10 protein-coding genes are annotated in these 12,192 nt (G+C 52.9%); 4 read left to right on the top strand and 6 right to left on the bottom strand.

From position 1 onward, the window contains the following. The first annotated feature begins 246 nt into the window (after positions 1-246). Together cuyB and OGY09_RS16450 are read left to right on the top strand one after the other, a co-directional pair. Positions 247-966, top strand: a complete 720-nt coding sequence (gene cuyB, locus OGY09_RS16455; protein ID WP_032944007.1) for a cysteate racemase — start codon at positions 247-249, stop codon at positions 964-966. A 75-nt stretch (positions 967-1,041) separates the two neighbouring features. Next, positions 1,042-2,340, top strand: a complete 1,299-nt coding sequence (locus OGY09_RS16450) for an anaerobic C4-dicarboxylate transporter (RefSeq protein ID WP_008785273.1) — start codon at positions 1,042-1,044, stop codon at positions 2,338-2,340. A gap of 105 nt (positions 2,341-2,445) precedes the next feature. On the opposite strand, the gene fruA is transcribed toward OGY09_RS16450, so the two are convergent. From fruA to fruB, 3 genes are read right to left on the bottom strand one after another with little or no spacing between them, the layout of a single operon-like run. Further along, a complete protein-coding gene (gene fruA / locus OGY09_RS16445; protein WP_032944010.1) occupies positions 2,446-4,134 on the bottom strand; it encodes a PTS fructose transporter subunit IIBC in 1,689 nt (562 codons plus the stop codon). A gap of 16 nt (positions 4,135-4,150) precedes the next feature. Beyond that, positions 4,151-5,089 (bottom strand): 1-phosphofructokinase, encoded by a 939-nt coding sequence (fruK, locus tag OGY09_RS16440; protein ID WP_003834544.1) that lies wholly within the window; start codon positions 5,087-5,089, stop codon positions 4,151-4,153. Further along, positions 5,089-6,219, bottom strand: a complete 1,131-nt coding sequence (gene fruB / locus OGY09_RS16435) for a fused PTS fructose transporter subunit IIA/HPr protein (protein WP_032944011.1) — start codon at positions 6,217-6,219, stop codon at positions 5,089-5,091. The genes fruK and fruB overlap by 1 nt, the downstream gene beginning before the upstream one ends. 368 nt (positions 6,220-6,587) lie before the next feature. On the opposite strand from fruB, the gene setB reads away from it, so the two are divergent. Next, positions 6,588-7,769: a sugar efflux transporter SetB gene (setB, locus tag OGY09_RS16430; protein ID WP_008785276.1), complete on the top strand. Its 1,182-nt coding sequence runs from the start codon at positions 6,588-6,590 to the stop codon at positions 7,767-7,769. Here setB and OGY09_RS16425 read toward each other — a convergent pair. Continuing rightward, positions 7,766-8,020: a YkgJ family cysteine cluster protein gene (locus tag OGY09_RS16425; RefSeq protein WP_008785278.1), complete on the bottom strand. Its 255-nt coding sequence runs from the start codon at positions 8,018-8,020 to the stop codon at positions 7,766-7,768. The genes setB and OGY09_RS16425 overlap by 4 nt on opposite strands. A 157-nt stretch (positions 8,021-8,177) precedes the next feature. On the opposite strand from OGY09_RS16425, the gene yeiP reads away from it, so the two are divergent. Continuing rightward, entirely contained in the window at positions 8,178-8,750 is a 573-nt protein-coding gene (yeiP, locus tag OGY09_RS16420) for an elongation factor P-like protein YeiP (protein WP_003027452.1), read from the top strand. A gap of 318 nt (positions 8,751-9,068) precedes the next feature. On the opposite strand, the gene torD is transcribed toward yeiP, so the two are convergent. Both torD and torA read right to left on the bottom strand, forming a co-directional pair. Continuing rightward, positions 9,069-9,701: a molecular chaperone TorD gene (gene torD / locus OGY09_RS16415; RefSeq protein WP_032944015.1), complete on the bottom strand. Its 633-nt coding sequence runs from the start codon at positions 9,699-9,701 to the stop codon at positions 9,069-9,071. Further along, positions 9,691-12,189 (bottom strand): trimethylamine-N-oxide reductase TorA, encoded by a 2,499-nt coding sequence (gene torA / locus OGY09_RS16410; RefSeq protein WP_191215551.1) that lies wholly within the window; start codon positions 12,187-12,189, stop codon positions 9,691-9,693. The genes torD and torA overlap by 11 nt, the downstream gene beginning before the upstream one ends. Positions 12,190-12,192 lie beyond the last annotated feature (3 nt).

The raw sequence follows: 12,192 nt of genomic DNA, 5'->3' as shown, positions 1-12,192 counted from the left end.
ATGCCTTCGTTTTTGACATTAACATATTTCTTTACCCATCGACCACGACCGCTCATCCACCGCGTAATGTCGGGCCTCTGGCTGATTACCGGCCTGCTGAGGTGGTAAAAGACATCACACTCATGCGTTTTTTGCATTGAACCAAAAATTATTGCATTTCTCCTCACGACACTCTGCTGTTAAACATAAGCACCAGATAGACACCAGTTCTGAATATTAAATATCGGTAAATTAGAGGTATATATCGTGAAAGGTTTAATTGGCGTACTTGGTGGTATGGGGCCTGCTGCAACCGTCGATCTTTTTAATAAATTCGTCACCTTTACCGCAGCACAACGCGATCAGGAACATATTCCATTAATTATTTCATCCATCCCTGATATTCCAGACCGAACTGATGCGTTAATGCATCATGGTCATTCCCCACTTCCGGCAATGCGTGATTATATGCACAAACTGGAAGATGCTGGTGCGGAGTGTATTGTGATCCCCTGTAATACCGCCCACTTTTGGTTTAATGAATTAAAAGAGTGCTGTCATACAGAGTTACTCAGTATCGTTGAAACAACCATGAATGAGGTCAAAAACTGCGGAAAATCACGTATCGGTTTACTTGCTACTAACGCCACCCTTTACATGGGACTCTACCAAAAAGGCATAGAATCTCTTGGTTTAACCTGCATCAGTCCTGATTCATCCGGTCAGGAAAAGGTCATGGAAAGTATTTATTGCTTAAAAGCCGGCGACCTTAAGCGGGCACAAACGCTGATGAATGAACAGGCTGAAGTGCTCTTCTCACGCGGCGCACAAATCATTGTACTGGGATGTACTGAAGTCCCCGTCATTCTTGCCGACGCAGTCAGAAAGTATCCAGATAAATATATTGACTCAACCGGATCATTAGTTCGCGCCGGTATTAAATGGTACGAAAAACGAGTTGGCAAACATCATCTTCTGGCGCAATAACAGCCGTCACCAGATTAATAAAGCATTAAACAACCACTTATTTTAATAACAAATTATTCTCTGGCGGAGGCCATTATGGTTTGGTTAGAAATTATCGTCGTGTTGGGTGCAATATTTTTTGGTATCCGCCTCGGCGGAATAGGTATCGGTTTATGCGGTGGTCTGGGGCTGGCTATTTTAACGTTGGGATTTGATCTGCAAATTGGCTCGCCACCCGTTGACGTTATCCTCATTATTATGACAGTTGTCGTGGCAGCATCGGCGCTACAGGCCGCCGGAGGTATGGATTATCTGGTTCGCGTTGCCGGTAATTTCATGCGGCGTAACCCTAAATATATCAATATTATTGCACCGATTATCACCTGGTCGATGACCATTATGGCCGGAACAGGGTTCATTGTATTTTCTACCCTGCCAGTGATTGCCGAAGTCGCCAAAGAGTCCGGTATCCGCCCTTCTCGTACGCTCGCCGGATCCGTAGTCGCCTCCCAGGTGGCGATATCCGGTTCGCCGATCAGTGCCGCAATGGCGGCTATGCTGACCATTATGGAAGGCAACGGTATCACTTTTATTCAGGTTATGGCGGTATGTCTGCCAGCTTCGTTTGTCGCCGCGATGGTTGCCGCTTTTATCGCCTCACGTCAGGGATGCGAGCTTCAGGATGATGAAGTCTATCTGGAACGCCTGCAAAAAGGATTAGTGCGTAAATATGAAGGGCAAAACAGCACCACGCCGGGTGCCAAACTCTCAGTCGCCCTGTTTATGCTGGCAACGGTCGTCATCGTTATTCTTGCCGCCTGCCCGCAGCTACGCCCTGGATTCGATGCAGGCAACCCAATGAATACCCGGGATATCATCATTATCTGTATGCTGGCTGCCGCTTGCCTGATGGTGGTGTTATGCAAAACATCAACCGATGCTATTGTCCTGACATCCACGTTTCGATCGGGGATGAGTTCACTGGCGGTCATTCTCGGGATTGTTACACTGGGAACGACCTTCATTGATGCCCACTTAGCGGAGATTAAGGATATCGCAGGCGATATTCTACGGGCTTACCCCATGCTGTTGGCACTGGTGTTGTTTGGTACCTGCGCGCTTCTTTACTCGCAAGGCGCCACCACGCCGCTGATCATCCCTCTGGCCGTTGCGCTCGGCGTGCCTACATGGGCAATTCTGGCCTCCTATGTGGCGGTAACCGGGGTGTTTGTTCTACCAACATACCCGACTTCGCTGGCGGCAATGGAGTTCGACACCACAGGGACAACGCGCGTGGGCAAGTATGTCTTAAACCATCCGTTTATGCTGCCAGGACTGGGTGGGATCATTGCTGGCGTTGCCTTTGGTTTTATCATCGCGCCAATGATTGCCTGACCCGTTTTATTAAGGCTGGATGGATTATTGTGGCGATGCTGCAACGTATAGGTAAATGCATAAAAAAGGGGCAGAGAATTCTCTGCCCCTGCTATTGACGTTAAATCAGGCCGCCTTTGCCACAACCTCAGCTTCCGGGCGCTTCAGCACCGCGTAGGAGAGACCGGCTACCAGCGTACCAGCAATAATTGCCAGCAGGTATCCCAACACCGGCGTGATTGCGCCTGGGATTAACAGGACAAACAGCCCGCCGTGTGGCGCCATCAGCTTCGCACCCACCGCCATCGAGATAGCCCCGGTAATCGCACCACCAACGATACAGCAAGGCAGAACGCGCATTGGGTCACGGGCAGCGAACGGGATTGCCCCTTCGGTGATAAAGCACAGGCCCAGTACCAGAGCAGCTTTACCGCCTTCCTGCTGCGCTTTGTCGAACTTACGACGCGCAACCAGAGTTGCCAGACCCAGAGCCAGCGGAGGTACCATACCCGCAGCCATGATGGCTGCCATAGGCGCATAAGTTTGCGTACTCAGCAGACCCACACCGAAAGCATACGCCGCCTTGTTAACCGGACCACCCATGTCGGTACACATCATGCCGCCAAGAATCGCGCCAAGCAGCACCGCATTGGCCGTACCCATGGTTTGCAGCCAGTGAGTCAAACCTTCCAGAATACCCGCCACCGGTTTGCCGATCAGGTAAATCATGGCCAGACCAACCACCAGGCTTGAGAACAGCGGAATGATCAGGATCGGTTTCAGCGCTTCCATACTCTGTGGGAGTTTCAGCTTCGTGCTGATAAGCTTCGCCACATAACCGGCAAGGAAACCAGCAATAATCCCGCCAATAAAGCCGGAACCGGTGCTTACCGCCAGCATACCGCCGATAAGACCCGGCGTCAGACCCGGACGATCAGCGATGGAAAACGCGATATAACCTGCCAGTACCGGCACCATCAGCGCGAAGGCTGAACCACCGCCAATCTGCATCAGCGCCGCCGCCAGCGTCCCCTGCTCTTTAAACGCTTCGATACCAAAAGCGAACGAGAGTGCAATACACAGACCGCCAGCAACCACCATCGGCAGCATGTAAGAGACGCCCGTCAGCAGGTGACGATACGCCCCCGCGCTCTCTTTCTTACTTTCGGTTGCTGAAGTCTGCGCTTTACCGGTTGGCTGGTACGGTGTTGCTTCTTCCAGCGCTTTGTCCAGCTCCTGCTTGGTTTTCTTCAACGCAAGACCGGTAGAGGTGCGGTACATCGGTTTGCCGGCAAACTTCGCCAGATCAACTTCAATGTCAACTGCCACAATCACCAGATCAGCCTGAGCCACTTCTTCCGGCGTAATGGCATTACCTGCACCAACAGAACCTCGGGTTTCAACCTTCACCCACCAGCCACGTTTTTTCGCTTCTGTTTCAATCGCTTCAGCGGCCATAAACGTATGAGCAACACCGGTCGGACACGCCGTCACCGCCACCACGCGTTTTGGACCACTGCTGGCCACAGGTGCTGTTGCAACCGGGGCGCTGTAGGGTTTTGCATGGCCTTTAGCTTCGCTGAGGAAGAGTTCAGGATGCGCAACCGCACGACCAATGTCGCCCAGCCAGACTTTTTTGCCGTTCAGCGAACTGTCGGCAGGAAGCGTATCGCCCAGAACAATTGCCAGTTCGGCATCATTCGGATTATCAATAATTTCCAGATGTGCTTTCTGTGCCGCCGCTCCAAGCAGGGTTTTCGCCATGTAAGCGCGAGCCTGGCCGAGATTAGCGTCAATAATCAGCAGCGTTTTCATTATGCCTCTCCTGCTGTCAGTTAAACGGTTTTAAGTCGACACGCGCCATCATTGCGGCCAACTGAGGACGATCGGTAATGCCTACATTACTTTGGCTTACCGCCAGGGCGGCAACAGCCGTCGCCAGACGCAGGGTATGTTCGCTGGACTCACGCATCAGCAGACCGTAAATCAGACCGCCAACCATTGAATCACCCGCGCCGACGGTGCTGACCACCTCAACTGACGGCGGTTTAGCAATCCACTCACCTGAGGCGTTAACCCACAGCGCACCTTCTGCGCCGAGTGAAATCACCACATGGGCGATCCCCTGTTCACGCAGCGCATGCGCCGCTTCAATCACATCTTTCATTTCCGGCAGCTTGCGACCGGCCCAGATTTCCAGTTCGCGACGGTTTGGCTTCACCAGCCATGGTGCCGCTTTCAGACCTGCTACCAACGCTTCACGACTACTATCAAAGATAATGCAAGGACACTGACTACGCAGGCGCGTCATCCAGTCGGTAAAGGCTTCCGGGCTCACGCCGGTTGGCAAACTGCCGCTGACGCACACCATGTCGAATTGCCCCAGCCAGCTCAGCGAATCATTTACAAAGCGTTCCCAGTCAGCCGGGGTGACTTCAAAGCCGGAGAAGTTGAAGTCAGATACTTCACCATCTTTTTCGGTCAGCTTGACGTTAATACGGGTACGGCCCTGCACGACCTGAAAACGGTTGGCAATGCCCAGCTCGCTGAACAACTGCTGAAAACCATCCTGGTTGTCTTTACCCAGGAAGCCACCCACAGTGACATCGATACCTAAATCCTTCAAAACCTTAGCGACGTTGATCCCTTTCCCTGCCGCATGCAGACCGGTGGTTTTAACCAGGTTCACTTCACCGCGTTCAATTTCCGGGCAGAAGCCCACCAGGTCGTAGGCCGGGTTAAGGGTGATAGTAGCAACACGTCTGCTCATTACGCGCCCTCCCCAAGACCTGCCGCAATGGCTTCGCCAATCGCCTTCAGTGCCTGTTCAGCATCTTCACCCTGTGCAGTAAAGCGCAGGTGATGTCCTTTCTTCACGCCTAACGCCACAACTTTCATCAGACTGCGTCCATTCGCCGGCTTGCCGGTTCCATCAAGATTTGTCACGGTAATTTCACTGTTAAATTGTTTAATCGTATTCACCAGCATGGTGCCCGGGCGGGCATGTAAACCATGCTCATTGCGCACAATAAATTCGGCGCTCAGTACATCATCAGTTAAGGCGTCATCGCTGGTCAGCAGCGCCAGCACCGTTGCCGCATCAGCTTTCAACAAACGGTCAGCTTTATTATTCAGCAGCAGATCGCCAAGGCGCTTCAGCACTGCAACCGGTTGATCGTCATTCATGGCGACGGTCACCAGCAGGGCTGCCGCTTCACCTTGTACATCGAACGCTGTTGCTGCACGGCTGACCGCAACGGCGCTACGCACGTTACCTTCAGCACAGTCATTCAGCCAGATCCCCTGACCAAGATTCATCGGCTGCTCATTGATTGCTCTGGCCACAAAGATGGCGTCAACCGCACCGACTTCTTTCAGCCGTGCCGCGTTGAGTGCCTGCAGCGTCACCAGCGAGTTGGCCACGACATCCAGCGACAGCGTTTCGTTATCAAGCTTCAGCTGTTCACTTTGCTTTTCACCCATCAGCAGCGCACGCAGTTCTTCCGCCGTGGTCACAGATTTCAGCTGTTCAGCGACGGAGTCGTCGCTCAGCACGTGTGTCAGCTGACGCAGTAAACCGAGGTGTTCATCAGAGCTTGCGGCGATGCCGATTGCCACATAAGCAACCTGCCCTTCGCCCCAGGTCACGCCTTGCGGAAACTGAAATACCTGCACACCGGTTTTCAGTACCTGATCGCGCGTGTCCGTCGTACCGTGAGGAATCGCAATACCGTTGCCGAGGAACGTGGACGTCTGTTGTTCGCGCGCCAGCATGCCATCGACGTAGCCTTCCGCGACGTTACCCGCCTGCACTAAGGCAGCGGCAACCTGGCGAATAGCCTCTTCTTTATTCCCGGCCTGTTCGCCCGGGTGAATATCCTGAACAGATAACTGGAACATGATTCTCCTCTCCCGCTGAATTGAAACGATTCAGCCAACATGAGAAAAAAGGCGTCACCCGACTCCATCAGTTAAGGCAAGATGACGCTGAAACGTTTCAAGAAGTCTTGCTCTTTTTTCTTCAGCACACAAGTAAAGTTGACAAATTACTTGCTGAATTTAGAGATAACGCACATTTTCTCTGCGGAGGAGAAAAAAATGCTGACGCAAAAACGCCGTCAGCTTGTCAGATTCAGCAACGTCAGCAAACAGCATTCTTTGACTGAAATGCTATTTTGATTTTTGATGCCGATTTTGATTTGGCTCCCTGTTTATTTTCTGACAAGCGGCGTAAACTCCGCGTCTCTTCACATCATTGATATCAAAACATGCATAACACCCCCGTAGCCGCCACACCCAAGGCGTTTGATTTAACGTCTTCGGCGTTCCTGCTTGTCGCATTTCTGACGGGTATCGCCGGTGCGTTGCAGACGCCAACGCTCAGCCTTTTTCTGACGGATGAAGTCCACGCCCGTCCCGGCATGGTCGGGTTCTTTTTTACCGGTAGCGCTGTGATCGGTATTCTGGTAAGTCAGTTTCTGGCCGGACGTTCAGATAGAAAAGGCGATCGCAAGAACCTGATTGTGTTTTGCTGCGTGCTGGGGATGCTGGCCTGCGTGCTGTTCGCCTGGAACCGTAATTATTTTATCTTGCTGTTTGTCGGGGTATTCCTCAGCAGCTTTGGATCGACCGCCAACCCGCAAATGTTTGCTCTCGCCCGTGAACACGCCGACCGCACAGGTCGGGAAGCCGTCATGTTCAGCTCAATATTACGCGCACAGGTTTCGCTGGCCTGGGTAATTGGCCCGCCGCTGGCCTACGCGCTGGCCATGGGATTCAGTTTTACGGTGATGTATCTCAGCGCGGCGGTGGCGTTTGTTGTCTGCGGCGTAATGGTCTGGCTGTTTTTACCCTCAATGAGTAAAAACGTGCCTCTCGCGACAGGCGCAGTTGAGGCCCCGCGCCGCAATCGACGCGACACGTTGCTGCTGTTTGTTATCTGCACATTAATGTGGGGAACCAATAGTCTCTATATCATTAATATGCCGCTGTTTATCATCAACGAACTGCATCTGCCGGAAAAACTGGCGGGCATCATGATGGGTACCGCAGCCGGACTGGAAATCCCAACCATGTTGATTGCTGGCTATTTTGCAAAGCGTCTGGGTAAACGTCTGTTGATGAGAATTGCCGTCGTTGCCGGATTCTTCTTTTATGCCGGTATGCTGCTGGCTCACTCTCCGGCGATATTGCTTGGCTTACAGCTGCTGAACGCGATTTACATCGGTATTCTCGGCGGGATTGGTATGCTCTATTTCCAGGACCTGATGCCGGGACAGGCGGGTTCAGCCACCACCCTCTATACGAATACCATTCGCGTGGGCTGGATTATTGCCGGATCGCTGGCGGGGATTGCCGCTGAAATTTGGAACTATCACGCGGTGTTCTGGTTTGCACTAGTGATGATCGTCGCCACCGTCGCGTGCCTGGTGCGCATCAAGGACGTTTAAGGCGCGGTTAGCGCTTCAAGCTCAATGAGATAAACCATGGCCTGGTGCGTCGTCCGCCCACACATTTCCGCACTGGGCTGTAAACCGCCGCACACCTTTGGTCGTAGCGGCGACGCAAAAATTTTGCAACGCAGGGATTCATCCAACTGAACGCAGGGCGTATTAGCGGGCTTGCCATCAGGCATACCGGGGATGGGACTGGAGATTGAAGGCGCGGTGCAGCATGCACCACAATCCGGACGGCATTCCATACAGTACTCTCTTTATCGTAAACCATCGGATTGTGCGGGAAGGGCACAGTACCACCTTTTTTGCACCAGCAAAAGCATGAATTCCGCTTGCCTGAATGCCCCGGCGCGAGTAGTTTTACGCGATATTTTAGACACTCCTCACTACAGGATTTTTTCGATGCCAAGAGCGAACGAAATTAAAAAAGGTATGGTACTGAACTACAACGGCAAACTGCTGATTGTAAAAGATATCGATATTCAATCACCGTCTGCACGTGGTGCTGCCACGCTGTACAAAATGCGTTTTTCTGATGTGCGTACCGGTCTGAAAGTTGAAGAGCGCTTCAAAGGTGACGATATCGTGGATACCGTCACTCTGAGCCGTCGTGGCGTTGATTTCTCCTACGTCGATGGCAACGAATACATCTTTATGGATAAAGAAGACTATACCCCGTATACCTTCACCAAAGACCAGATTGAAGAAGAGCTGCTGTTCATGCCGGAAGGCGGTATGCCGGACATGCAGGTACTGACCTGGGACGGCCAACTGCTGGCGCTTGAACTGCCGCAGACCGTAGACCTGGAAATCGTTGAAACTTCACCGGGGATTAAAGGTGCTTCAGCGAGTGCGCGCAACAAGCCAGCAACCCTGAGCACCGGTCTGGTGATCCAGGTTCCTGAGTATCTGAGTGCGGGTGAAAAAATCCGCATTCATATCGAAGAACGTCGCTATATGGGCCGTGCAGATTAAGCTCCTGTCGTTACAGGTGAACCAAAGATAATGACATGTTGTCTCTGGCAAAATGTTCCGTTCACTTTAGTGATATCACTTCTCTGAAACGATACTGCCTGTGAACGTGTTAAGGGTACTATCGCCGTACCCTTAACAATCCCGCCGGGAGCCTGGGTTGCAAGGGAGGCGGCGGTGAGCCTCCCTTGCACGTTCACAGGTATCTGCGCTTCAGAGAAATGACTCCGCTGAGGTGAACGGAACCCTATGCCGCAATAAAATATGCTCCATAATGCTTAACTGACTGGCATTACAACGCAGGCTGTCCCTTTGTCATATTCAGCGCTGGCTGCTGAGATAAAAATCATCCATCAGCAATGACTCCAGATACTGCTCATCCTCTTGCATAAAACGCACTATCAGATTCACCGCCTGAGGATAAAACCCCTCGTTATCCCGCACCAGACAAGCGTCGCGAAATAACGGTGCCCAGCACAGAATATGATGATGCAAAAAGTAATATTGCGCCGATAGCCTCTCCTCTTTAGCAACAATCCTCGCCATTAATGCCAACTGCACAGCAATATGATCGGAGGGTTCATTCTCTCGCGCTGCCAGACCTTGCTCAATCAGCAGCACATTCATTTGCCGACGTTCTTCTGCCGCTGTCGTGTGTGGATAGTGCCCTGCATAGGGAGAAACACTAGCCGGCGGGGCCAGCAGAAACAGCGAGGCAAAATCTGCTGCCAGCTCCAGCTGTCGGGAGTCGCGCCGCAAAACCCGGACCAGGCTACGCTCAAAACGTTTAACCTCGGCAGACACTCCAGGAACCGCCGCCAGTGAGGCAATCCAAGCCTGGCTATCGCCGTTTTCCAGACTGGCGAGCTGTTTTTCATCCAGCTCACGAAATAACAGTTGCGAAAACCACTGGTACACAGCTGCCCGCTGCTGATGAATTTGCTTATGCTGCACTGGTCCCCTCCTCTTTCACAATCTGCGGACCACCGAAAGCCGTCACCTGCGGGGCTTTCTGCTGATAACGCTCGACCTCCACCAGCACGGTATGCGCTGAAGGCCCCTGGGCCAGCTGTGAAGTACCGATATCCGCGCTCAGCACGTTCGGGTCGCCATAGGTGCATAATGTCCCGGCTTTCCCCCCTTCCTGCGGGGAGTACCATGCACCTTCATGAATACGGACCACGCCAGGGGAAAAATCCGGACTGACAACTACGCCAGCCAGTACCTGACCACGAGCGTTAAAAACGCGGGCGATATCACCGGCTTTTAAGCCACGAGCGGTGGCATCCTGTTCACTGATATAAAGCGGTTCTCTTCCGGCAACCGCATAGGTGTTGCGAAACGCCTCGCTAGAGCACAGTTGGGAATGCAGACGTTTGTCCGGATGGCAGGATTGCAGATGCAGCGGGTATTTATCTTTTTTGCCGCTATGGGTACGCTCAAAGGGTTCCATCCACACCGGATGCCCCGGACAATCCTCATAGGCAAAGCCCGCGATGGTTTTGCTGTAGATTTCAATCAGACCTGACGGTGTTCCCAGCGGATTCAGGTCTGGCTGGTCGCGAAACTCACCGTGACGTACCCACGGCTGACCCGGCGGATATTCAATATATCCGTCACCCTGCCAGAACGTTGTGAAATCCGGTAATGAGACGCCGAGCGATGCCCCCATCTTCACGCCTTCGTCATAAAGCGTCTGTATCCACTGCATTTCATCACGGTTTTCACGGTACACCGCTTCCTTGTCAAAGCGCTTACACAGCCCGGCAAATACATCAAAATCATGTCGCGCTTCATATTGCGGTTTGACGATCTGATGCAACGCCATCAACCCTTTATTCGAATGCGTACCGAACTGCTCAATATCGTTACGTTCAAAGCGGGTGGTAACGGGCAGGACAATATCGGCAAAACGGCACGACGCGGTCCATTGGTGATCCAACACCACCACGGTTTCCAGCTTCTTCCACGCGTCGATCATGCGATTCCTGTCCTGCTGCGCATGAAATGGATTCGCCGCGCTGTAGATCGCCATTTTGATGTCAGGCCAGGTTAACGTCTCGCCGTTAAAGGCAACCTTTTTGCCCGGCTCAAGAAGGCAGTCAACGATACGCGAAGTAGGGATATGCTCCGATACGCCGCGAAAATCCGCGTTGTACTTTGCCTGCGGGGGATTCGTGATCCCTCCCAGCCCAGAGAGCACAGGCCCGGCGGATGTTACCGTACCACCGCCGTTGTAGTGCCAGCCAAATCCTACCCCGCCGCCGGGCAAACCAATTTGACCGACCATGCTGGCCAGCACCACCAGCATCCACGGATACTGCTCACCATGGTGCATGCGTTGTACGCACCAACCGCCCATAAACTGTGTCCGACCTTTCACCAACAGGCGGGCGAAGTCTCGGATCTGCTCTGCCGTCAGGCCGCAGATTTCGGCCGCCCATTCGGCATTTTTCGGCTGTTTATCGGTTTCGCCCAGCAGATACGGCAAAAACTGCTCAAAGCCGACGGTGTAATCGGTAATAAACGCCGTGTCGTACAGTTTTTCTTCGTACAAGGTATGCGCCAGCGCCAGCATTAACGCGACATCGGTTTGTGGCCGCAACGCCAACTGCTCGCAGCCAAGATAGTTTTGCGACTTGCTACGCACCGGATCAACACTGATAACGCGCATCTTACCCTGCGCTACCGCCTCTTTAATCTGCTGCCAGTAGCCAAACGCATCGTGATCGGGAACCAAAAACTCGATCTGCAGGTTCTTGATCGGATCGCAGCCCCACAGCACGATGGTATTGCTGTTTTGAATCACCAGCGGAAGCGACGTCTGCTGCTCATAAACTTCCAGCGAACCAATCACATGCGGTAAAATGACTTGTGCCGCTGCCGCAGAATAGTCGCCGACGGTTGTCACATAGCTACCATGCAGGCCAAGTCCCCGATCCATCGCCCCGCCCGCTTTATGGTATTTGCCCACCATTTGCCAGTCGGCAAGCCCGGTAAATACGCCTGATGAGCCATAGGTTTTTTGCACCCGCTCCAGCTCTTCGTAAAACAGATCCAGCGCCTGATCCCAACTGACCCGAACAAAACGGTTATCTCCGCGCTGACTGCGATCTGACTTCTCACGCTTACGCAGCCAGTCCAGACGCACCATCGGGTAGCGCACCCGCGACGGGTTGTAGACCACTTCACGCACCGCGTTCAGCATATCGCAGGGGTATTTGTCATGTTTGAACGGACGGGTTTCGGTCCACTCACCGTTGACCACTTTGGCTTCAAAAGCGCCATAGTGCGAACCAGATTGGATCCACTGCTCGGGATTTTCCCCCGCCGCCCACACTTTTGATATCAGCGGATTAGGCGCCAGTGCGCTGGCAGCCCCCACCGCCAGCATTCCGTTGAGAAAACGGCGGCGGGACGGATTAAAGTCATGAATATCCATACA

Origin of the sequence: Citrobacter sp. Cpo071, assembly GCF_030332765.1 — a bacterium.
Classification (GTDB): Bacteria; Pseudomonadota; Gammaproteobacteria; order Enterobacterales; family Enterobacteriaceae; genus Citrobacter; species Citrobacter portucalensis.
This window is presented reverse-complemented; position numbering and strand designations above follow the sequence as displayed.

Coding starts and splice junctions, on each gene's coding strand:
- OGY09_RS16450 (WP_008785273.1), top strand. CDS start 1,042: ATGGTTTGGTTAGAAATTATCGTCGTGTTGGGTGCAATATTTTTTGGT.
- fruA (WP_032944010.1), bottom strand. CDS start 4,134: ATGAAAACGCTGCTGATTATTGACGCTAATCTCGGCCAGGCTCGCGCT.
- fruK (WP_003834544.1), bottom strand. CDS start 5,089: ATGAGCAGACGTGTTGCTACTATCACCCTTAACCCGGCCTACGACCTG.
- fruB (WP_032944011.1), bottom strand. CDS start 6,219: ATGTTCCAGTTATCTGTTCAGGATATTCACCCGGGCGAACAGGCCGGG.
- setB (WP_008785276.1), top strand. CDS start 6,588: ATGCATAACACCCCCGTAGCCGCCACACCCAAGGCGTTTGATTTAACG.
- OGY09_RS16425 (WP_008785278.1), bottom strand. CDS start 8,020: ATGGAATGCCGTCCGGATTGTGGTGCATGCTGCACCGCGCCTTCAATC.
- yeiP (WP_003027452.1), top strand. CDS start 8,178: ATGCCAAGAGCGAACGAAATTAAAAAAGGTATGGTACTGAACTACAAC.
- torA (WP_191215551.1), bottom strand. CDS start 12,189: ATGGATATTCATGACTTTAATCCGTCCCGCCGCCGTTTTCTCAACGGA.